At 68.1% G+C, this 22,151-nt stretch carries 20 protein-coding genes; 15 read left to right on the top strand and 5 right to left on the bottom strand.

All coding sequences use genetic code 11. The features are described from left to right. The 13 genes from C2U58_RS11320 (at nucleotide 1) to hemC (ending at nucleotide 14,670) form a co-directional block, all read left to right on the top strand. Complete coding sequence (locus tag C2U58_RS11320) at nucleotides 1–366, top strand: STAS domain-containing protein (RefSeq protein ID WP_102945950.1); 366 nt, start codon at nucleotides 1–3, stop codon at nucleotides 364–366. Further along, a complete protein-coding gene (locus C2U58_RS11315; RefSeq protein WP_102945949.1) occupies nucleotides 363–764 on the top strand; it encodes an anti-sigma regulatory factor in 402 nt (133 codons plus the stop codon). Before C2U58_RS11320 ends, C2U58_RS11315 begins: the two co-directional genes overlap by 4 nt. Continuing rightward, nucleotides 755–1,771 (top strand): ATP-binding protein, encoded by a 1,017-nt coding sequence (locus C2U58_RS11310; protein ID WP_102945948.1) that lies wholly within the window; start codon nucleotides 755–757, stop codon nucleotides 1,769–1,771. The genes C2U58_RS11315 and C2U58_RS11310 overlap by 10 nt, the downstream gene beginning before the upstream one ends. Next, a complete protein-coding gene (locus C2U58_RS11305) occupies nucleotides 1,768–2,631 on the top strand; it encodes a HAMP domain-containing sensor histidine kinase (protein WP_102945947.1) in 864 nt (287 codons plus the stop codon). The genes C2U58_RS11310 and C2U58_RS11305 overlap by 4 nt, the downstream gene beginning before the upstream one ends. Further along, entirely contained in the window at nucleotides 2,618–4,549 is a 1,932-nt protein-coding gene (locus C2U58_RS11300; RefSeq protein WP_102945946.1) for a response regulator, read from the top strand. Before C2U58_RS11305 ends, C2U58_RS11300 begins: the two co-directional genes overlap by 14 nt. 39 nt (nucleotides 4,550–4,588) lie before the next feature. Further along, nucleotides 4,589–6,064: a SulP family inorganic anion transporter gene (locus C2U58_RS11295; protein ID WP_102945945.1), complete on the top strand. Its 1,476-nt coding sequence runs from the start codon at nucleotides 4,589–4,591 to the stop codon at nucleotides 6,062–6,064. 77 nt (nucleotides 6,065–6,141) lie between these two features. Continuing rightward, nucleotides 6,142–8,670: a methyl-accepting chemotaxis protein gene (locus C2U58_RS20385; protein ID WP_102945944.1), complete on the top strand. Its 2,529-nt coding sequence runs from the start codon at nucleotides 6,142–6,144 to the stop codon at nucleotides 8,668–8,670. 118 nt (nucleotides 8,671–8,788) lie between these two features. Beyond that, a complete protein-coding gene (locus C2U58_RS11285) occupies nucleotides 8,789–8,968 on the top strand; it encodes a hypothetical protein (protein ID WP_146033449.1) in 180 nt (59 codons plus the stop codon). A gap of 355 nt (nucleotides 8,969–9,323) precedes the next feature. After that, nucleotides 9,324–11,228, top strand: a complete 1,905-nt coding sequence (gene mdoH, locus C2U58_RS11280) for a glucans biosynthesis glucosyltransferase MdoH (RefSeq protein WP_070207473.1) — start codon at nucleotides 9,324–9,326, stop codon at nucleotides 11,226–11,228. Nucleotides 11,229–11,280: 52 nt separating this feature from the next. Continuing rightward, nucleotides 11,281–11,955 (top strand): carboxylesterase, encoded by a 675-nt coding sequence (locus C2U58_RS11275; RefSeq protein WP_102945942.1) that lies wholly within the window; start codon nucleotides 11,281–11,283, stop codon nucleotides 11,953–11,955. Nucleotides 11,956–11,958: 3 nt separating this feature from the next. Then, a complete protein-coding gene (locus C2U58_RS11270; RefSeq protein ID WP_102945941.1) occupies nucleotides 11,959–13,005 on the top strand; it encodes a sensor histidine kinase in 1,047 nt (348 codons plus the stop codon). Between the two features lie 10 nt (nucleotides 13,006–13,015). Continuing rightward, the gene (locus C2U58_RS11265) at nucleotides 13,016–13,744 is read left to right on the top strand and encodes a LytTR family DNA-binding domain-containing protein (protein ID WP_102945940.1); all 729 of its coding nucleotides are present in this window, start codon (nucleotides 13,016–13,018) and stop codon (nucleotides 13,742–13,744) included. Nucleotides 13,745–13,758: 14 nt separating this feature from the next. Next, entirely contained in the window at nucleotides 13,759–14,670 is a 912-nt protein-coding gene (gene hemC, locus C2U58_RS11260) for a hydroxymethylbilane synthase (protein ID WP_102945939.1), read from the top strand. A gap of 4 nt (nucleotides 14,671–14,674) precedes the next feature. On the opposite strand, the gene C2U58_RS11255 is transcribed toward hemC, so the two are convergent. Continuing rightward, nucleotides 14,675–15,454 (bottom strand): DUF481 domain-containing protein, encoded by a 780-nt coding sequence (locus tag C2U58_RS11255; protein ID WP_102945938.1) that lies wholly within the window; start codon nucleotides 15,452–15,454, stop codon nucleotides 14,675–14,677. A gap of 115 nt (nucleotides 15,455–15,569) precedes the next feature. Beyond that, on the bottom strand, nucleotides 15,570–16,184 hold the full coding sequence (locus C2U58_RS11250) for a hypothetical protein (RefSeq protein WP_102946134.1): 615 nt from the start codon (nucleotides 16,182–16,184) through the stop codon (nucleotides 15,570–15,572). Between the two features lie 94 nt (nucleotides 16,185–16,278). Between C2U58_RS11250 and C2U58_RS11245 the strand changes: the two genes are divergently transcribed. Continuing rightward, nucleotides 16,279–17,244, top strand: a complete 966-nt coding sequence (locus tag C2U58_RS11245) for a YafY family protein (protein WP_070208709.1) — start codon at nucleotides 16,279–16,281, stop codon at nucleotides 17,242–17,244. 85 nt (nucleotides 17,245–17,329) lie between these two features. Beyond that, complete coding sequence (locus tag C2U58_RS11240) at nucleotides 17,330–18,124, top strand: MetQ/NlpA family ABC transporter substrate-binding protein (RefSeq protein ID WP_102945937.1); 795 nt, start codon at nucleotides 17,330–17,332, stop codon at nucleotides 18,122–18,124. A gap of 1 nt (nucleotide 18,125) precedes the next feature. Here C2U58_RS11240 and glpK read toward each other — a convergent pair whose 3' ends face one another. The 3 genes from glpK to C2U58_RS11225 all read right to left on the bottom strand — a co-directional run bounded on the left by glpK (nucleotide 18,126) and on the right by C2U58_RS11225 (nucleotide 21,961). After that, entirely contained in the window at nucleotides 18,126–19,625 is a 1,500-nt protein-coding gene (glpK, locus tag C2U58_RS11235; protein ID WP_102945936.1) for a glycerol kinase GlpK, read from the bottom strand. A gap of 50 nt (nucleotides 19,626–19,675) precedes the next feature. Next, nucleotides 19,676–21,205, bottom strand: a complete 1,530-nt coding sequence (gene glpD, locus C2U58_RS11230) for a glycerol-3-phosphate dehydrogenase (protein ID WP_102945935.1) — start codon at nucleotides 21,203–21,205, stop codon at nucleotides 19,676–19,678. 123 nt (nucleotides 21,206–21,328) lie between these two features. Further along, on the bottom strand, nucleotides 21,329–21,961 hold the full coding sequence (locus C2U58_RS11225) for an OmpW family outer membrane protein (protein WP_102945934.1): 633 nt from the start codon (nucleotides 21,959–21,961) through the stop codon (nucleotides 21,329–21,331). Between the last annotated feature and the right edge of the window lie 190 nt (nucleotides 21,962–22,151).

The raw sequence follows: 22,151 nt of genomic DNA, 5'->3' as shown, positions 1-22,151 counted from the left end.
ATGGACCGCATTCCTATCCTGCAGATGGGCGACCTGTTGCTGGTCACCATCCAGGTCGACATGCATGACCAGCTGGCGCTGACCCTGCAGGACGATCTCAGCGATCGCATCCAGCGAACCTCCGCGCGTGGCGTTCTGATTGATATATCCGCGCTGGATATCGTCGACTCCTTCATCGGTCGCATGATTTCAACCATCTCCTCGCTGGCCCGGATCATGGATGCCACCACCGTGGTGGTAGGCATGCAGCCGGCGGTGGCGATCACCCTGGTGGAGCTCGGCCTGACACTTGCCGGCGTGCGCACCGCACTCAATGTCGAGCGTGGCATGGCGCTGTTGCAGCGCACCGACGAAGACGCCCCATGAGCGCGCCCAGTGGATCGTTGCCGATCTGCGTCGAACAGGACGTGGTACTGGCCCGCCAGGCCGTTCGCCAATTGGCCGTGGCCAACAGGATGAGCCTGATCAACCAGACCAAGCTGGTCACCGCCGCAAGCGAGCTGGCACGCAATGCGGTCATCTACGGTGGTGGCGGCAGCATGGAATGGTTCGTGGTGGAGAGCGGCGTTCGTCGCGGGCTGAAGCTCGTGTTCTCCGACAACGGTCCCGGCATCCCCGATGTCGCCCAGGCGCTCACCGACGGCTGGTCCTCCGGCAGCGGCATGGGTCTGGGCCTGTCCGGCTCGCGCAGGCTGGTGGACGAGTTCGACCTGGACAGCGCTCCGGGGAAGGGCACCCGCATTACCATCATCAAATGGATCTGAACTTCTCCGGTCGGGTCACCGAGGTCGTGGTGGTGGAAGAAGTCTCGCAGGTGGGCCAGGCACGCCGCGCGGCACAGGCGCTGGCCGATGCGATCGGCTTTGACGAGGTCGATGCCGGGCGCGTCGCGCTGGCCGCCACCGAGCTGGCCACCAACCTGATCAAGCACGCACGCGGCGGGCGGATGTACCTGTCCGTCGTGTGCGGTCGCGGCGGTGACGGTGTGGAGCTGCATACGCTCGATGCCGGCCCCGGCTTTTCCCTCGCCCAGTCGTTGCCGGATGGCTATTCCACCGGCGGTACCCAAGGCCAGGGACTGGGCGCGATCCAGCGCCAGGCCACGGTGCTGGATGCCTGGTCGGACGACAAGGGCAGCGTGGTCCTGGCCCGCATCTATGCCAGCCGCGCCGCGCGTGACGTGGACGTGCCGTATGGCGCGCTGCGACTGGCGATGCGGCACGAACTGGCCTGCGGCGACGCCTGGCACCTGCGCGCGGATGTACAGTCGGTCGCGTTGACCCTGATCGACGGACTGGGCCATGGCCTGTCCGCCTCCGATGCGGCCCAGGCCGGTGTTGCTGCCGTAGCCAGGCGCGGTGACGCCTCGCCCCCCGATGTGATCGCGGCCATGCACGCCGGCATGTCCGGCACCCGCGGGGGTGCTGCGGCGGTGGCCCGCGTGGACGTGGCCAACGGCGCCGTCCAGTTTGCCGGTATCGGCAACATTGCCGCCGCCCTGCATGAGCCCACCAGCACCCGGGGCATGGCCTCCCACCCCGGGATCGTGGGAGTCCAGTTCCGCAAGGCGCAACCATTCCATTTTCACGCGACCGCAGGCACGCTGCTGCTCATGCACAGTGACGGACTGCAGGCCCGCTGGAACCTGCGCGACTACCCTGGATTGCTGCACCGCCACCCGGCCCTGATCGTGGCGGTCCTGCAGCGCGACTTTGATCGTGGTCGGGACGACACCGGCATCGTTGCCCTGCGGCTTGGAGACCTGCATTGAACGCCCCCACGACCGAACAGGAAGTCCAGCAGCTGCGCGAACAGGCCGATGCCCTGCGCGCGGAGCTGGAGGAGACCAACCAGGGCGTGCTGGCCCTGTACGCCGAGCTGGACCAGCAGGCCGAGCAGCTGCGCGAGGTGTCCGAGCTGAAGAGCCGCTTCCTCTCGTACATGAGCCACGAGTTCCGCACCCCGCTGGGCTCGATCCTGAGCATGACGCGCCTGCTGGAAGACGGCATGGACGGTCCGCTGACCGACGAGCAGCGCCGCCAGGTGCGCTTCATCAGCGGTTCGGCCGGCGAGCTGCGCGAGATGGTCGACGACCTGCTGGACCTGGCCAAGATCGAGGCCGGGCGCATCACCATTTCGCCGGCCTGGTTCGAACTGATGGACCTGTTCTCTGCGCTGCGCGGCATGTTCCGTCCGCTGATCGAGGGCAACCAGGTCGATCTGGTGTTCGAAGATCCGCCTGCATTGCCGATGCTCTACACCGACGACAAGAAGCTGGCGCAGATCCTGCGCAACTTCATTTCCAATGCGCTCAAGTTCACGCCGAACGGGCAGGTGATCGTCTCGGCGCAGCGGGTGGACGCGCAATCGGTGTGTTTCAGCGTGCGCGATACCGGCATCGGCATCCCGCAGGACCTGCTGCCGACGCTGTTCGAAGATTTCGTCCAGGTGGATACACCGCTGCAGAAGCGCCTGCGCGGCACCGGCCTGGGCCTGTCGCTGTGCAAGCGCTTCGCCGAACTGCTGGGCGGCACGGTGGGCGTGAGCAGCGAAGTGGGCGTGGGATCGAACTTCCATGTGACCCTGCCGATCAAGCTTGCCGCGGTGGAGGACGCCGATGCCGACGCGTGATCGCATCCTGATCGTCGACGACAACGTGGCGACCCGCTATGCGGTGCGCCGCGTACTGGAGCACCACGGGTTCCGCGTGGATGAAGCCGGTACCGGTGGCGAGGGCCTGGCGCAGCTGAAGGCGCAGGAATTCGGCGCGCTGGTGCTGGACGTGAACCTGCCGGACATGAGCGGTTTCGACGTGGTGCGTGAGCTGCGCGCGGACCCGCGCCTGCAGCTGCTGCCCGTGGTCCACGTGTCGGCAGCGTCCATCGCCACCGGCGACCTGATCACCGGCCTCAATGCCGGCGCCGACGCCTACCTGATCCATCCGGTGGACCCGGACATCCTGCTCGCCACCCTGCGCAGCCTGCTTCGCGCGCGTCGCGCCGAGGACGCGCTGCGCGAGGCCGAAGCACGTTTCGCCGAGATTTTCCGCCAGGTCAGCACGCCGATCGGCGTGCTCGATGCCCGGCTCCACGTGCACGAATCCAACGATGCGTTCAAACGGCTGCTGGGAGACCACTTTGGCGCCGGCGACATCGAGTCGCTGCTCGATCACCAGGTAGGCCCGATGAGTGCGTTGAAGGTCGCCCTCGCGGAAGGCGAACGCTGGCAGGGCACGTTTGCCCTGCCGTTGCTGGGCAGCCGGCGCATGACCGAGTGGCGGGTCACGCCCTACAGCACGCCCGGCCTGGGCCTGGTGCTGGTCGAAGACATCACCGAGCGGCATGTGCGCGAGCTGGAGCAGCGCCAGGAACTGGAAAGCGCCAACAGCGAACTAGCCTTCCAGATCGCCGAGCGCGAGCGCACCGAAATGGAGCTGATGCAGGCGCAGAAGATGGATTCGCTGGGCCAGCTCACCGGCGGCATCGCGCACGACTTCAACAACCTGCTCACCACGATCATCTCCGGCCTGGACATGATCGAGATCGCCGCCAGCAGTGGCAAATGGGACAAGGCCAGCCGTTACGTCGACATAGCCACTGCCTCGGCCCACCGCGCCGCAGGGCTGACCCAGCGCATGCTGGCGTTCGCGCGCAAGCAGCCGCTGGACCCGCAGCCCTTCGACGTGATCGCCCGGATCCGGTCGCTGGAAGACATGCTGCGTCGTTCGATCGGCGAGAACATCGAACTGGAACTGGAGCTCGGAGGCGAACCGCTGGTGGCGGTGGCCGACGCCAACCAGTTCGAGAATGTCATGCTCAACCTGGTCATCAATGCGCGCGACGCATTGGCCGGGCAGGGGCTGATCCGGCTGCGCGCCGGTCGCGTGCACATCGAACGCGACCACGAGCTATCCGCGGGCGATTACATCAGCGTCAAGGTGATCGACAACGGCAGTGGCATTCCGCTGGAGCTGCGGGGCAAGGTATTCGAGCCCTTCTTCACCACCAAGCCGCAGGGCGAAGGTACCGGCCTGGGCCTGTCGATGACCTACGGTTTTGCCCGCCAGTCCGGGGGCAGTGCCCGGATCGCCAGCGAGCTGGGCGAAGGTACCGAGATCGAACTGCTGCTGCCTGAAGGTCGGGAGGCGGCCGCCGAAGCGGCGGCAACGCCGGCCCAGGTCCAACGTGGCCACGCCGAACGCATCCTGCTGGTGGACGACACCGATTCGGTGCGGATGATGGTGCGCGAGATGCTGGTGGAGTCCGGTTACCAGGTGGTCGAGGCCACCAACGCCCAGCAGGCGCTGCTGGAACTGCATTCCGACCGCGAGGTGCAGCTGCTGCTGTCCGATGTCGGGTTGCCCGGCATGAACGGCCGCGAGCTGGCCGACGCCGCACGCGCGCTGCGCCCGGCGCTGCCGGTGCTGTTCATCACCGGCTATACGGAGCGCGCGGCGGTGCGCGACGAGTTCCTGGGCGAGCGCATGTCACTGCTGCCCAAGCCGTTCAGCGTGCACGACCTGCTGCGCACGGTACGGGCCATGCTCTGACCGGTATGATGGCGCCCTTCTGGAATCGCCCTGACCCCCATGTCCGTTTCATACCCGCTGCGCCAGCAATGGCTCGGCAACATCCGCGGTGACCTGCTGTCCGGCACCGTGGTCGCGCTTGCGCTGATCCCCGAGGCGATTGCCTTTTCCATCATCGCCGGGGTCGACCCCAAGGTCGGCCTCTACGCCTCGTTCTGCATCGCGGTGGTCACCGCCATCGCCGGTGGCCGACCCGGCATGATCTCGGCCGCCACCGGCGCAATGGCACTGGTGATGGTCGATCTGGTCAAGGACCATGGCCTGCAGTACCTGCTGGCGGCGACGATCCTGGCAGGTCTTCTGCAGGTGGTGGCCGGCGCCTTGAAGCTCGGTGCGCTGATGCGGTTCGTGTCGCGCTCGGTCATCACCGGCTTCGTCAACGCCCTGGCCATCCTGATCTTCCTGGCGCAGATGCCGGAGCTGATCGGTCGCTCCTGGCAGGTCTGGGCGGTGTGCGCCGCCGGCCTGGCCATCATCTACCTGCTTCCCCGCATCACCCGGGCGGTGCCCTCGGCGCTGGTGGCCATCGTGGTGCTGACTGCATTGTCGATCGGGCTGCACTGGGAGGTGCGCACCGTGGGCGACATGGGCGCGCTGCCCGACAGCCTGCCGGTGTTCCTGTTCCCGGACGTGCCGCTCACCTGGGACACCCTCAAACTGCTGCTGCCGGTGTCGGCCACGCTGGCGGTGGTGGGCCTGCTCGAATCGATGATGACCGCGCAGATCGTCGAAGACATGACCGACACTCCGAGCCAGCGCAACCGCGAGTGCGCGGGGCAGGGCCTGGCCAACATCACCGCCGGATTGTTTGGCGGCATGGGCGGCTGCGCGATGATCGGCCAGTCGGTGATCAACGTGTCCTCCGGCGGGCGTGGCCGGCTGTCGTGCCTGTGGGCCGGGGTGCTGTTGCTGCTGCTGGTGGTGTACGGCGCGGAGTGGGTGCGGCAGATTCCAATGGCGGCGCTGGTCGCGGTGATGATCATGGTCAGCATCGGCACCTTCCACTGGCGCTCGTTCGCCGAATTCCGCCTGCACCCGAAGAGCTCCTCGGTGGTGATGGTGGCCACGGTGGTGGTCACGGTGGCCACCCATGACCTGGCCAAGGGCGTGCTGACCGGCGTGCTGCTCTCGGCGCTGTTCTTCGCACGCAAGGTGGGCCGCCTGCTGGTGGTGGCCGATGAGGTGGACGCCGACGGCGTGCGCACCTACCGGGTCAGCGGCCAGGTGTTCTTCGCCTCGGCCGGCCAGTTCGCCGAAAGCATCGATTACCAGCACGTCCCGGCGCGGGTGGTGATCGACCTGACCCACGCCCACTTCTGGGACCTGAGCGCGGTCGGGGCGCTGGACCGGGTCACGGCCAAGCTGCGTGCGCACGGCGCGCAGGTGGACGTGGTCGGGCTCAACGCGGCCAGCCAGACCCTGGTGGAGCGCCTGGGCCGGCCGCACTCAGAGGGTGCTGCCCCCGGCGGTCACTGAACCGGGTCAGGATTCGGCCCTCAACATCGGTAGCACAGCGCCGTTACCGGGGGATGACTCCCCTGGATTCCCCCCGCATGTCCGCGTCTCCTTCCGTTGCCTCCAAGCGCCCCGGCAGCATCGCCAATCGTCTGATGCTCGGTACCGCCCTGATCGCCATGCTCTGCTTCGGCGTCACGGCGGCGCTGAGCTACCGCGAGGCCAGCCAGGCACTGCTGGCCTCATCGCAACGGACCATGGAAAGCGAGGCTGAAGCCGAGTCGCGCCGGGTTGGCGCCGATCTGGCGGCCGCGTTTGCGACCAGCCAGGCACTGGCCGACAGTCTGGTGGTGCAGCACCAGGCCGGCGGCCTGACCCGCATCACCGCCGCACAGGTACTGCGGCAGCAGGTCCAGTCGCACCCGGAATGGGCCGGCATGGGCATGCTGTGGGAGCCGCAGGCATTCGACGGCAAGGATGCCGACTTCGTCGATGCCGAAGCGCACGACGCCACCGGCCGTTTCATGAGCTACTGGGCCTGGCAGGACGGCACGCCGGTGCAGGACGTGCTGAAGGGCTACGACGTTCCGGGCGACGGCGACTGGTACCTGCGCCCGCGCGAACTGAAGCGGCAGACCGTGAGCGAGCCCTATCAGTATGAGATTGGCGGGAAGCAGGTGCTGATGAGCACCCTGTCGACCCCGGTACTGGATCAGGGCGGATTCCTCGGCGTGGTGACCGTGGACGTGGGGCTTGCCGCGCTCCAGGAGCGGCTGGCCGCGCTGCGTCCCATGGGGCAGGGCCACGTGGAGCTGATTTCCCCGGGCGGCATCGTGCTGGCGGCACGGGACGCCAAGCAGATCGGGCAGCGTCGCGACGACGCGCTGACGGCCCGGATCCTGTCGGCAGTCGCCAGCGACCAGCGCTTCGAAGCCTTCGAGCCGGATGCGGCAGGTAACGTGAAGGCCTATGTGCCGCTGCGCGTGGGCGGCAGCCAGGAGCGCTTCGCGCTGGGCGTGATCGTTCCGTATGCCCTGATCACCGAACAGGCGCGTGCGCTGCTGTGGATCATCCTGGCTGTCGGCCTGGGTGCGGCGCTGGTGCTCAGTGCGAGCGTGTACGTACTGTTGCGCCGCCAGGCGATCCGGCCGTTGGCGGATGCGGTGCGGTTGTCTGCCGACATTGCCGACGGCAGGCTGGATAGTGCGCTGCCGGCTGCGCGCGACGACGAAGTGGGGCGCCTGCTCGAATCGATGCAGCGCATGCGCGGGCAACTCCGTGCAGTGATGGCCGCACAGGGTGAGATGGCTCGCCGCCATGAAAGCGGCGAACTCGGTTTCCGCATGGACGCAGATGCGTTCCCGGGTGAGTACGGGCGCATGGTCGCCGACACCAACCAGCTGGTGGGGGCGAACATCGCAGTTACCCGCCGCCTGGTTGACGTGATGCAGCGTTACGCAGTGGGCGACCTGTCGCAGGACATGGACCGTCTGCCTGGCGAGCAGGCCGCCTTCACCGAGGCGATGGACACCACCAAGGCCAACCTGCGCGCGATCAATTCCCAGATCGGCGACCTGGCCGGTGCCGCTGCGCGCGGCGATTTCAGCCAGCGTGGCGATGCGGTGCGCTTCAAGCACGACTTCCGCGCCATGGTCGAGAACCTCAACACCATGATGCAGGTCAGCGACGACAACCTGCAGCAGATCTCCACCCTGCTGCGCGCGATCGCGGTCGGCGACCTGACCGCGCGCATGCACGGCGAGTTCCATGGCGTGTTCGCGCAGATGCGCGATGACGCCGATACCACGGTCACCCAGTTGACCGACATCGTGGGCCGTATCCAGCAGGCGACCGGCAGCATCAACCTCGCCGCTGGTGAGATCGCGTCGGGCAACAGCGACCTGTCGCGACGCACCGAACAGCAGGCGGCGAGCCTGGAAGAAACCGCCGCGTCCATGGAGGAACTCACCTCGACCGTGCGCCAGAACGCGGACCATGCGGTGCAGGCCAACCGGCTGGCAGCCGGCGCTGCCGAGGTAGCCGCGCAGGGTGGGCAGGTGGTCGGCCAGGTGGTGACGACGATGGCGGGCATCGAAGCGGCCTCGAAGCGCATCGCCGAGATCATCTCGGTCATCGACGGTATCGCGTTCCAGACCAACATCCTGGCGCTCAATGCGGCCGTCGAGGCCGCCCGCGCCGGTGAGCAGGGCCGCGGCTTCGCGGTGGTCGCTTCGGAAGTGCGTGCGCTGGCGCAGCGCTCTGCCGGTGCCGCAAAGGAAATCAAGCAGCTGATCGACGACTCGGTGGAACAGGTGACCGAAGGCTCGGCGCTGGTGCAGGCCGCGGGCCGCACCATGGAAGAAATCGTCAGCGGCGTGAGCCGGGTCAACGACATCATGGCCGAGATCTCCGCCGCGTCGAAGGAACAGTCGGCCGGTATCGAGCAGGTCAACCAGACCATCACCCAGATGGACGAAACCACCCAGCAGAACGCGGCGCTGGTGGAAGAAGCCACCGCCGCCGCGCGCGCGATGGAAGAGCAGGCGCAGCACCTGGGCACCGCCGTGGCGATCTTCCGCACCGACGGTGGCGCTTCGGTCCCGGCGCGGGTCGCCCATGCCGCGTAGGGCGGCCGGGCCGGGCGGATGTGCCGTCACACATTCGTCCATGAATTGATATAGGGTGCGCATTCCGCGCGGCACGGAGCCCTGCGGCGAACTGGAATGCACCGAGAAGAATCAGACCATGTCGAGCGTAGTGATGTCCCCTGAGCGCCCCGAGGCCGGCCCGCGCATCCTGCCGTGCCCGGTTGCCACCCAGGCGCAGCACCTGTTGGCCCACCTGCAGTTTTCCCATGTCGGCCTGCGCGCACTGGCGCAGCCGCAGCTGGCGCCCGACGTCGCCGTCGACGCTGCCACGGCCTGACCAGGCCCTTTGGGGGCTGATCTGCGCAATCGGGGGTCGGGGACGACCGGGTCCCGCCGCCACCGCCAAGGCTGCCTGAGCCGGCTGGCGTCGCGCCCCCGATCTGCCTGAATAGGCAAAGCCTTGTGCCGCAAGGGCTGCAGCGCGTCGCCGCGATCTACCCGGTTTGCTCCCCCTCCACTTTGCTGAATGGGGGGAATCAACGGAAAGGCCCTTCGCGCGCGGCTTACATTTGCCCCCCTATGCTGGGCCGCATTTTTCGCCTCAGCGCCGTTGGAGAGTTCGTGGTTTCCGCCAGTCACAGACATCAGCCCGCCGCCGCCCACGGCCGCGCGGGCGCGCAGGATAGCCACGCATGAGTGTGCAGGACGTCAATACCGCCCTTGATGCGGGGCGGTCCGTGCTGCCTGCCGAAACCCCGCTGGGCATGCCCGAACAGAGCTTCGTCGACGGACGCCTGCAGGTAGCGCGCCAGCGCACCGCGCCGCGCATGATCGCCCTGCGTCGCTTCTACATCTTCGGCGGCACCGCCGCGATGACCGTCGCGGCCACCGCGATGATGTGGAAGGTGCTGGCGGTCAATGGCATCACCGTGCTGGAAGGCTGCCTGCTGGTGCTGTTCGTGGCGCTGTTCGCCTGGATCGCGCTGTCGTTCGCCGGTGCGTTGGCCGGCTTCCTCACCGCCGTGTTCGACCGCGGCTACAAGCTGGGCATCGACCCGGACGAGCCCCTGCCGCAGGTGCATACCCGCACCGCGCTGCTGATGCCGACCTACAACGAAGACCCGCGCCGCCTGCTGGCCGGGCTGCAGGCCATCTACGAGTCGGTGGCCAGCACCGGTCAGCTGGAGCAGTTCGACTTCTACGTGCTCAGCGACACCCGTCGCGAGGACATCGGTGCGGCCGAAGAAGAGGCCTTCGCCGAACTGTGCGCGGCCGTGGGCGGGCACGAACGCCTGTTCTATCGCCGTCGCGGCAGCAACAGCGGGCGCAAGGCCGGCAACATCGCCGACTGGGTGCGCCGCTTCGGCGCCGGCTATCCGCAGATGCTGATCCTGGACGCGGACAGCCTGATGACCGGCGACACCATCGTGCGCCTGGTCGCGGGCATGGAGCACAACCCCGACGTGGGCCTGATCCAGACCCTGCCGGCGGTGATCGGCGGGCGCACCCTGTTCGCACGCATGCAGCAGTTCGGCGGGCGCGTGTACGGCCCGGTGATCGGCCGCGGCGTGGCGTGGTGGCACGGCGCGGAGAGCAACTACTGGGGCCACAACGCGGTGATCCGCACCGAGGCCTTCGCCGAAAACGCGGGCCTGCCGCCGCTGCCGGGCCGGCAGCCATTCGGTGGGCACGTGCTCAGCCATGATTTCGTCGAGGCGGCGCTGATGCGTCGCGGCGGCTGGGCCACCCACATGGTGCCCTACCTCAAGGGCAGCTATGAAGAAGGTCCGCCGACCCTGACCGACATGCTGGTGCGCGACCGCCGCTGGTGCCAGGGCAACCTGCAGCACGCCAAGGTGGTGGGTTCGCGCGGCCTGCACTGGGTCAGCCGGATGCACATGATGATCGGCATCGGGCATTACTTCACCGCGCCGATGTGGGCGATGCTGATGCTGATCGGCATTGCCATTCCGCTGTTCCAGGGCGGCATCGACTTCAGCGAAGTGCTGCATCTCTCCCCCGGCGTCTACTGGCGCCAGCAGGACGAAACCCAGGTGATCCGCATGTTCGCGATCACCATGGCGGTGCTGCTGCTGCCCAAGGTGCTGGGCTACTTCGCCATGCTGCTGGACCCGGCCGAACGCCGGGGCTGCGGCGGCGGTATCCGCGCGTTCGTGTCGATGCTGCTGGAAACCGTGCTGGCCGCGCTGATGGCGCCGGTGGTGATGTACGTGCAGTCGCGTGGCGTGGCCGAAGTGCTGGCCGGCAAGGATTCGGGCTGGGACGCGCAGCAGCGCGACGATGGCGGCATTTCCTGGCCAGCGCTGATCAAGGGCTACGGCGGCTTGAGCGTGTTCGGTCTGTTCATGGGCGTACTGGCCTATGCGGTGTCGCCGTCGCTGGCCGCCTGGATGGCGCCGGTGGTGGTGGGCATGGTGCTGGCGATCCCGGTGGTTGCGCTGACCTCCGACCGTCGTGCCGGCCAGCTGCTGCACCGCCTGCGGCTGATGGAGATCCCCGAAGAGACCAGCCCGCCGACCATCCTGGTACGCGCTGCGGAACTGCGCCGCGCGGCGGCCGAACGCGCCGGACACTGATCCGGCGCTCCGCGTGCCCCATAATGCGGCCAGAACGTTCTGGAGCCGCTTGATGTCGCACACGCTGGAAACCGTAGTCAACGAAACCGCCGCCAACCCGCAATGGGCCGTGATCTGGCTGCACGGCCTGGGCGCCGATGGCCACGACTTCGCGCCGATCGTGCCCGAGCTGCTGCGCCCGGACTGGCCGGCGATCCGCTTCGTGTTTCCGCATGCGCCGGTGCAGCCGATCACCATCAACAACGGCGTGCCGATGCGCGCGTGGTACGACATCGTCAGCATGGACTTCGCTTCGCGCGCCGATGCGGCCGGGGTGACCGCGTCGGTGCAGGCGCTGGATGCGTTGGTGGAAGCTGAAATCGCGCGCGGCATCCCGGCCGAGCGCATCCTGCTGGCCGGTTTCTCGCAGGGCGGGGCGGTGATCCTGAGCGCGGCACTGCGCTGGACACGGCCCATCGCCGGGCTGATCGCGCTGTCCACCTATCTGCCGGATCCGAAGGCCGCCGCCGATGCACGCGTGGCGGACGGCATCCGTCCGCCGGTGTTCATGGCGCACGGCGCGCATGACCCGGTCATCCCGCAGGGCATCGCGGTGGAGAGCGCCGGCATGTTGAAGAGCCTGGGCTTCCCGATGGAATGGCATTCCTACCCGATGGCCCACCAGGTCTGCGCCGAGGAAATCCACGCGCTGGGCGACTGGCTGGACGCACGCTTCCGCGCGGCCTGAGCCATGAACGACCCGCGCCAGCAGCCGTGGTTGCCGGAGCTGTGCCGCCTGCCGCGGCTGGGCGCGATGCTCGGCCTGGCCGAGCTGGTCGTGGTGGTGGTGGCGCTGGCGCCGGACGGCACCCGGCAGTGGAGCGTGCCTGACTTCCTGTCGGCCAGTGCGCTGTCGCTGTGGCTGGCGCTGGCGGTCACGGTCAGCCTGTGCGCCGCGCGCACGCTGTTGTCGCGATTGCCGGAAGCACTGGGTGCGGTAGTGGCCGTGGCGATGACGGCGCTGATCGCAGCGGTGTGCACCGGCATCGTGCACGCCCTCTTTGCGGCGCTCGGCGCGACCGGCTTCGCCGGCGACGTGGGCTTCTGGCGGTTCACCCTGGGCTGCGCGACGGTCACCGCGTTGATCGTGGCGCTGGCACTGCGCTACTTCTACGTCAGCGACCGCTGGAGCGCGCAGACCGTCGCCAATGCGCGCGCGCAGGCCGACGCACTGCAGGCGCGGATCCGCCCGCACTTCCTGTTCAACAGCATGAACCTCATCGCCAGCCTGGTCCGGCGCGACCCGGAAGTGGCCGAGCGCGCGGTGCTCGATCTCTCCGACCTGTTCCGTGCCGCGCTGGGTGCGGGCGAGGGCGATTCCACGCTGCAGGCCGAGTGCGAGCTGGCCGAGGCCTACCTGTCGATCGAATCGCTGCGCCTGGGTGATCGGCTGCAGGTGGAATGGCAGCGTGGAGACGCGTTGCCGCTGACCCTGCCGATGCCACGCCTGGTCCTGCAGCCGTTGGTGGAGAACGCGGTGCTGCATGGCATTTCGCGCCTGCCGGACGGCGGCAGGATCGTCATTTCATTGGCCTGCGAAGGCAACCTGCTGCATCTCCAGGTGCGCAATCCGGCGCCCGATCCCGAAGCGCGCGCGCTGCCGCTGATGCAGGGCGCCGGCCATGCACAGCGCAACATCGCGCACCGCCTGGCCTGGCGCTTCGGCCCGGCCGCGCGGATGACGGGGGCATGGGCCGACGGCTACTATGCCTGCGACATCTTCGTGCCCGTCCAGTGAGGAAGCCTGCGTGAGAGTGGTCATCGCCGACGACGAACCGCTTGCGCGCGAGCGCCTGCGCAGCCTGCTGGCGGAGCAGCCCGGCGTCGAGGTCGTGGCCGAAGCCGAGAACGGCGAGCAGGCCCTGCATGCGTGCGCCGAGCTGCAGCCGGACCTGGTGCTGCTGGACATCGCCATGCCCGGTTTGGACGGGCTGGAGGCGGCGCGCCACCTGGCCACGTTCGAGCCGCGCCCGGCGGTGGTGTTCTGCACCGCCTACGACGCGCATGCGCTGTCGGCGTTCGAGGCGGCGGCGATCGACTACCTGATGAAACCGGTGCGCAGCGAGCGCCTGGCGGCTGCACTCGAGCGCGCCCGCATGTTCCTGGCCGGCCGCAACGGCCAGCCCGCCGCAGCCAGCCAGCAGGCGCGCACCCTGTTGTGCGCCCGCCTGCGAGGCAGCCTGCGCCTGATCCCGGTCGAGGACATCCATTACCTGCAGGCCGAGGAAAAGTACGTGGTGGTCCACCACGCACGTGGCGAGGACCTGATCGAAGAATCGCTGAAGTCGCTGGAAGAGGAATTCGCCAGCCGCTTCGTGCGCATCCACCGCAACTGCCTGGTGGCCCGCCACGAGCTGGTGGAGCTGCGACGCAATGGCGCAGGCCAGGTCCAGGCGGTGCTGCGCCATGGCAAGGCACCGCTGGAAGTCAGCCGCCGCTGCGTGGCCAGCCTGAAGCAGGATCTGAAGCATCTGTAGGCGATAATGCCCGCATGGATACCCTGCGCATCGCCACCCGAAAGAGCCCGCTTGCCCTCTGGCAGAGCGAACACGTTGCCGACCGCCTGCGCCAGGTGCATCCCGGGCTGGAGGTGGTGCTGGTACCGATGAGCACGCGCGGGGATGAAGTGCTGGACCGCTCGCTGGCGGCCATTGGCGGCAAGGGCCTGTTCCTCAAGGAGCTGGAGCTGGCCATGCTGCGCGGTGAAGCGGACTGCGCGGTGCATTCGCTCAAGGACGTGCCGATGGAGCTGGATGCGCCGTTCGCCTTGCCGGCGATGCTGGCCCGGCACGATCCTGCCGACGGTTTCATTTCCAATCTTTACGCGTCGCTGGATGCGCTGCCGATCGGCGCGCGGGTGGGCACCTCCTCGTTGCGCCGCCAGGCCCAGCTGCGCGCGCTGCGCCCGGACCTGGACCTGCAGGACCTGCGCGGCAACGTCAACACGCGCCTGGCCAAGCTGGACAACGGTGGCTACGACGCCATCGTACTGGCCGTGGCCGGACTGGAGCGATTGGGCCTGGGCCATCGGATCGTGGCGCGACTCAACGCACCCGAATGGCTGCCGGCACCGGCGCAGGGCGCGGTCACCGTGGAATGCAACGGCGACGATGCCAGGGTCATGGCCCTGTTCGCGGCGCTGGACGATGCACGCACGCGCGCCTGCGTGGAAGCCGAGCGCGCGATGAACCGCGCACTGCATGGCAGCTGCCATGTACCGGTCGCCGGTTACGCGCAGTGGGAAGGGGAGAACCTGTTCCTGCAGGGCCTGGTCGGCGGGGTGGCCGATGGCCGCCTGGTCCGCGCGGAAGCGCGCGGACCGGCTGCCAACCCGGATGCGCTCGGAAAGGCCGTGGCGCAGGGGTTGCTGGAGGGGGGCGCCGGCGAGCTGCTCGCCGGCTGAGAGCTTACTTGAACTTGTAGACCACGTTCATCGTGGTCAGCGTGTCGGTCTTGCGCTTGTCTTCAGCGACGTCGCTGTTGTAACGGGCCTGCCAGGCGGCCTTGAGCGCCAGGTGCTCGTTCATGCTCACCGAGACGCCGAAGTCGTTCTGGCCGAAGGTGTTGTACGAGCCCGATTCGACCAGCAGGGTGTTGATCAGGTCGGTGTTGGGGGTCAGCGAGTACTTCACGTCGAACAGGCCGCGGCCGATCAGGCCGGTGCGGGTCTCATCGTCTTCGGTGTTGTGGGTGCGGCGTACACCGGGGCCGATCTGCGCGTCCATGTAGAAGCGGTCGCGGTCCATCAGCCGGGTGCCGTAACCCAGACCGAACGAGCTCTGGCGGTCGTAGGTGGCGAAATCATCGCGCTCGTAACGCACCGTGGCGGTGATCTGGCGGTGTTCGCCCAGCTGCAGCGCGCTGCCGGCGCTGCCGGTGTAACGGTTGGCGGTGGTGTTGCTGCGCTTGGTGACCGTGCCGTCCACATCGTTCGTTTCGGTGTATTCCGAACGCGAACGCAGGCCGAACAGGTCCATGCTGTGCACCCAGTCGTCATCGGTGTAACGCAGGCGCAGGCGGCCGTTGGCGCTTTCGGTGTTGCTGTTGCCGCGTGCCGAGGCGAAGCCGAGTTCGCCGCCGCTTCCGCTCCAGGGCGAGGTCATCGCGGCCAGGTCGGTGGTGTCCTGCGCAAAGGCCGCGGGGGCACTGAGCAGCAGGGAAGCAAACAACGTCACGCGCAAAGACATCAACGGTTCTCCGGATCAGGCGGGGAAGGAGCAACGCGTGATGATACTTGATGCCTTCACGCGGTTTTTCCTTTCCGCGCCCGTGCTTTAGGCGACGTTCGGACTTTTCGCCTGTTCAGGGGAGGTCGATGCGCAGCGTGTCGTCATTGAAGCGGCTGTAATCCACCGTGGCCTTGAACGCCTGGCCCTGGGTCTCGCCTTGCCGTTCGATCCGCAGCGGCAGGCCCTGCGCGCCGATCCAGTACAGCAGGCCATCGGGCGCGGCACGGGCGTGGCGCACGCGGTAGCGGCGTGCGGTCTCGCCGCCGACGCGGTCATCGCCCAGGTCCTCAACCGCCAGGTCGGCAGCCACCGCATCGGCCGGCAGCGGGCTGCGCCATTGCGCCAGCAGGCCCGGCGGCACCGGCACCTGGCGGACTTCGCCGGCGCGCTGCAGGAAGAAGGTGTCGCCGATGATGGTCTGCACGCCCTCGTCGGTCTGCAGCCGGTAACGGTCCGGGGCCACGAAGTCCATCGTCGCTTCCAGCGTGCGCGGTCCCTGCATGTGCAGGGTGGCGTGGAAGCTGCGCAGCTGGCCGAACCGCTGGCTCGCGGCCAGCACCGCCTGGGCCGGGTCGGTGGCCGCGGGCACCGACGGCGCATTGACGGGGGCCGGAGCGGTAGGCGTGGGCGACTGTCCGCAGGCAGAGAGCAGCAAGGACAGCACGGCAACAGCGGGCAGCAGGCGCAGGGTCATGGGCGCGGACGGTGGGCGAGGGGGTTCACGATAGCGGAAGTTCGGGCCGGGGCCGCCACAACGGCGGCGACTCGGACATAATCGGGTCATGGACCGATATGAACGCATCAACGCCCTGCATCGTCTGCTGAAGTCCGCCCGCTATCCGGTCACGGTGGCGACCCTGCAGGAAAAGCTGGCGTGTTCACGCGCCACCGTCTACCGCGACCTGGCCTTCCTGCGCGACGCGCTGATGGCCCCGGTCGAGGGCGATGGCGAAGCCGGTTTCCGCTACCAGGACGACGAGAGCGCCCGCTTCGAGCTGCCCGGATTGTGGCTCAGCTCCGAAGAGCTGCACGCGCTGCTGGCCTCCCAGCACCTGCTGGCGCGCACCGGCGGCGGCGTGCTGTCGTCGGTGCTGGCCCCGCTGCAGCAACGCATCGAGGGCCTGCTGGCCGCGCAGGCCGGCGTGTCCAGCTGGCCGGTGGACCGGGTCCGGGTGATTCCGCACCGGGGCCGCAAGTTCGACGAGGCCAGCTTCCGTGCGGTGGCCTCGGCGGTGCTGGAGCGCAAGCAGCTGGCGTTCGAGTACCGGGCGCGTTCCACCGACGAGGCGACCAAGCGCACGGTCTCGCCGCAGCGCATGACCCACTACCGCGACAACTGGTACCTGGACGCCTGGGACCACGGCCGCGAAGGCCTGCGCAGCTTTGCGGTGGACCGCATCTACAAGGCCCGCGTGGTCGACACCAGCGCCCGCGACGTCGACGACAGCGAGTTGGACGAGCAGCTTGGCGCCAGTTACGGGATCTTCTCGGGCCCGCCCAAGGGCTGGGCGACCATCGTGTTCAGCGCCAAGGCCGCGCGCTGGGTGGCCGACGAGCATTGGCATTCGAAGCAGCAGGGGCGCTTCCTGGCCGATGGCCGCTACGAGCTCAAGGTGCCCTACAGCGTCTCGCGCGAGCTGCTGATGGACGTGCTGCACTATGGGTCGGACGCGGAAATCATCGAGCCGGCCATGCTGCGCGAGCAGGCCAAGGCGCTGTTGGAGCTGGCGCTTACGAATTATCGGTGAGGGGGCAGCCACGCAGGGCGTGGCTCTACCCAGTGTGGCTGCGGTATGGTTGGGGGCTATTGGACCCCCCCGGATTGCGCCTCCCATGAAGAATTATCTGTTGCTTCCGCTGCTGGCTGCTTCGCTGGCCCTGGCTGCCTGCGGCAAGCCCGCTGCCGACTCCAGCAAGCTGGTGGTCGCCGCCACGGCGGTGCCGCATGCCGAGATCCTGGCGGTGGTCAAGCCGATCCTGCAGAAGGAAGGCCTGGAGCTGGACGTGAAGGTCTTCAACGACTACGTACAGCCCAATGACCAGCTGGTGCAGAAGCAGGTCGACGTGAACTACTTCCAGACCGAACCCTACCTGGATGCCTACAACCGCGACCGCAAGACCGACCTGACCAAGGTCATCGGCGTGCATATCGAACCGTTCGGCGCCTATTCGCGCCGGTTCAAGTCGCTGGCCGACCTGCCGGTCGGGGCCGACGTGGTGATTCCCAACGACCCGAGCAACAACAGCCGCGCGCTGATCCTGCTGCACAAGGCCGGCGTGATCACGCTGAAGGACCCCAGCAACGCGCTGGCGACCCAGCGCGACATCATCGCCAATCCGAAGCAGCTCAAGTTCCGTGAGCTGGATTCGGCCATGCTGCCGCGCGTGCTCGACCAGGTCGACCTGGCCCTGATCAACACCAACTACGCGCTCGACGCCGGGCTCAACCCGACCCAGGACGCGCTGGCGATCGAAAGCAAGGACTCGCCGTACGTGAACTTCCTGGTCGCGCGTCCGGACAACAAGGACGACCCGCGCGTCCAGCAGCTCGCCAAGGCCCTGACCAGCCCGGAAGTCAAGGCGTTCATCGCCGAGAAATACAAGGGCGCGGTGCTGCCGGCGTTCTGATTCATCCCACCCGGAACCCCATCGTCGCTTCCACCGCCTGCTGCCAGCCGGCATACAGCGCCTCGCGCTGGTCGGCCGGCATATGCGGGGTGAAGCGGCGGTCCACCGCCCACTGCTCGGCGATCTCCGCGCGACTGCGCCAGAACCCGGTGGCCAACCCGGCCAGGTACGCGGCGCCCAGCGCGGTGGTTTCGGCCACCTGCGGGCGCAGCACCGGCACGCCGAGCAGGTCGCTCTGGAACTGGGCCATGAAGTCGTTGGTGATCGCGCCGCCGTCGGCACGCAGTTCGCTCAGGTCGATCCCGGCGTCGGCCTGCATTGCGGCCAGCACGTCGCGGGTCTGGTAGGCCATTGATTCCACCGCCGCGCGGATGAAGTGCTCCTTCGTGGTGCCGCGGCTCAGGCCGAACACCGCGCCGCGCACGTCGCTGCGCCAATAGGGTGCACCCAGACCGACGAAGGCCGGCACCATGTACACGCCGCCATTGTCCGGCGCCCGTTCGGCATAGGCCTGGCAGTCGCTCGACTTGCCGAACATGCGCAGCCCGTCGCGCAGCCACTGCACCACCGAGCCGGCCACGAAGATCGAGCCTTCCAGCGCGTACTCCACGCGGCCGTCGATGCCCCAGGCAATCGTGGTGAGCAGGCCGTTGCGCGAATCCACCGGGCGCGTGCCGGTGTGCATCAGCATGAAGCAGCCGGTGCCATAGGTGTTCTTGACCATGCCCGGTTCGAAGCAGGCCTGGCCGAACAGCGCGGCCTGCTGGTCGCCGGCGATCCCGGCAATGGGAATGTGCTGGTCGAAGAAGAACTGCGCCTGGGTGGTGCCGTAGACCTCGCTGGAGCTGCGCACCTCGGGCAGCATCGCGCGCGGGATGTCCAGCAGCGCCAGCAACTGGTCGTCCCACGCCAGGGTGTGGATGTTGAACAGCAGCGTGCGGGCCGCATTGCTGTAGTCGGTGACGTGTGCGGCGCCGCCGGTGAGGTTCCAGACCAGCCAGCTGTCGATCGTGCCGAACAGCAGTTCGCCGCGCTCGGCGCGCGCCTGCGCACCGTCGACATGGTCCAGGATCCAGCGGATCTTGGTCGCGGAAAAATAGGCGTCCACCAGCAGCCCGGTGCGCGCGTGGACCAGCGGTTCGTGGCCTTCCTCTTTCAGCCGCTCGCAGATGGCCTGGCTCTGCCGCGACTGCCAGACCACCGCGTTGTGGATCGGCTGGCCGGTGGCCTTGTCCCAGACCACGGTGGTTTCGCGCTGGTTGGTGATGCCGATCGCCGCGATCTGGCGCGGGTCGACCTGTTCGCGGTTGAGCAGTTCGGTGAGCGTGGTGTAGACGCTGGTGAGGATCTCGCGCGGATCGTGTTCGACCCAGCCCGGTTGCGGGAAATGCTGGGCGAACTCGCGCTGGGCCACCCCGACCATGCGTCCGGCGCGGTCGAACAGCATCGCGCGTGAGCTGGTGGTGCCCTGGTCGATGGCGAGTACGTAGTGCTTGTCCATGGGGTGGCCTTGGTGAACCTTCGGCAGGATAACCGCGGAGCCGGGTGGGGTCAGGCGGGTGTGGCGGGCATTCCGGGGAGCCGGCCGGCGGCCGGCACTATGCGGCTGGCAAGGTACGTGGCCACTGACTGCTGCTGCCCTGGGTCGAGGCGCAGGCCGAAATGCGTGCGTCGCCACAACAGGTCCTCGGGTTCGCGGACCCACTCGTGCTCCACCAGGTAATCCACTTCGCGTGCATACAGTCCGGCGCCGAAATGCGGGCCCAGCTGCGAAACGGTCTGCGCGTCGCCCAGCACTGCGCGCACGCGCGTGCCGTGGCGGCGAGCCATGTCGTGCAGCAGCGGCTCCGGCAAGTGCGGGTAGGCCGCCAGCAGCGCCGGCAGCAGCGTGTCCAGCGTGCCGCCGTCGCCGCCGGGCAAGGGCGGTCCGCCCGCAGTCCACGCCGCTTCGCTGCGGCCGAGTGCGGTTGCCAGCTGGTCGACGGCCTCTTCGGCCAGGGTCCGGCAGGTGGTGAGCTTGCCGCCGAGCACGCTCAGCATCAGCGCCTGCTGGTGGTCCAGGTGCAGGCGATAGTCGCGGGTGACCCGGGCGGCATCATGGTGGTGGTCGGCCAGCAGCGGACGCACCCCGCTGAACTGCCACACCACGTGTTCGGGGTGGACGGGTGTGCGCAACCACTGGTTCACCGACGCGCACAGGTAGAGCACTTCGGCCGGCGAGATGCGGACCCGGGCCGGGTCGCCTTCATGGTCCACATCGGTGGTCCCGATCAGGCTGTAGTCCTGGTCGAAGGGAATCACGAACACCACGCGATGGTCCGGTTGCTGCAGCAGGTAGGCGCTGTCGTGCGGATACAGGCGCGGCACGACGATATGGCTGCCCTGCACCAGGCGCAGGCCGATCGGTGCGTCCATGCCGGCCCGCTCCAGCAGGTTGCCGGCCCAGGGGCCGGTGGCATTGACCACCGCGCGCACACGCATGCGCTGCACCGTGCCGTCGGCCTGGCGCAGCACCGCCAGCCAGTGGTCGCGGTGGCGGATCAGCTGTTCGCAGCGGGTGCGCACCTGGATCTCCGCACCGCGCTCGCGCGCGTCCATGGCCGTGGCGATGACCAGCCGCGCGTCGTCCACGCGCGCGTCGGCATAGCTGAAGGCCGTGCGCCAGCGCGGTTGCAGCACCGCGCCGCGCGGGTCACGGCGCAGGTCCACCCGCTGCGAGCGTGGAAATGCCGGGCCGGTGTCGGCCAGGTGGTCGTACAGCCAGAGCCCGGCGCGCAGCATCCACGCCGGCCGCAGGTGGCGTGCATGGGGCAGCACGAAGGCGGTAGGCGTGACCAGGTGCGGCGCCAGCCGCTGCAGCACGCTGCGTTCGCGCAGTGCCTTGCGTACGAGCGCGAACTGGCCGAACTGGAGGTAGCGCAGTCCGCCATGGATCAGCTTGGTGCTCGCGCTGGAGGTGTGCGCGGCCAGGTCATCCTGTTCGCACAGGGTGACCGACCAGCCGCGACCGGCGGCGTCGCGGGCAATGGAGACCCCATTGATGCCGCCGCCTACGACCAGGACATCCCGGATATCGTCCATTGACCCCCCTCTGTGCGTCTGCCGAGTATCGAGACGCAGGCGACAAGGTCGGATGAAACGGCACGGGCCAGAAACGACAACGGGCCCCGGAAGGGGCCCGTTGCAGGGGCGTTGCGGTGTCGCTTAGAAGCGCGCGCCGATACCAAAGCCCACGGTCCACGGGTCCAGCTTGGCCTCGTCGCCGGTGCCGTTGCCGTTCACGGTCAGCTCCGGGCGCGAGTGCATGTAGCGGGCATCGGCACGGGCGAACCAGGTGCTGTTGATGTTCATGTCCACGCCGACGGTGCCGATGGCGCCCTTGGCGGTTTCCAGGCCGATGTGGCCGACGTCGCTGGCCAGCTTCTCGTTGCTGAAGTTCGACTCGTAGTAACCCACGCCCACGAACGGGCGGAACACGTTGTCGGCCTGGCCGAAGTGGTACTGGCCGCTCAGTGCGATCGGCTGCTGTTCGACGGTGCCCAGCTTGGCATTGTTGGCGCCACGCACGCGGTGGTCGAACTTGTCGGCCGCGCCCCACAGCTCCACGGCCCAGTTGTCGTTGATGTAGTAGCTGAAGCTCAGCGTCGGTGCCGGGCCGCCGTCGACCTTGTCGATGCCTTCCAGCGGATCGTTCTTCGGCTGCAGCAGCGCGACGCCGCCAACAACGGCGAAATGCTTGCCCGACGCGGTGTCGGTGGCGGTGTCCTGCGCGAACGCGGCAGGTGCGAAGGCAAGGGCAGTCAGGGTAGCCAGGGTCAGGGTGCGGATGGAGCGCATGGGGGAATCTCCTCAGGGTATTTTTTTGTTCTGGGCCCCGATGCGTTGGGGCGAGGCAAACGTAGTCCCCGCAACATGAATCGAATCCGACGCACGTTAAATTTTGGTTTGTTCCGTTCAGGCGGCAGCGCAGAAACACAGTGCTGCCGCGCGATGATGCGGTGCAGGACATTCATCGATCTGGAGACAC

This window comes from Stenotrophomonas sp. VV52 (assembly GCF_002893095.1).
Lineage (GTDB): Bacteria > Pseudomonadota > Gammaproteobacteria > Xanthomonadales > Xanthomonadaceae > Stenotrophomonas > Stenotrophomonas aracearum.
This window is presented reverse-complemented; position numbering and strand designations above follow the sequence as displayed.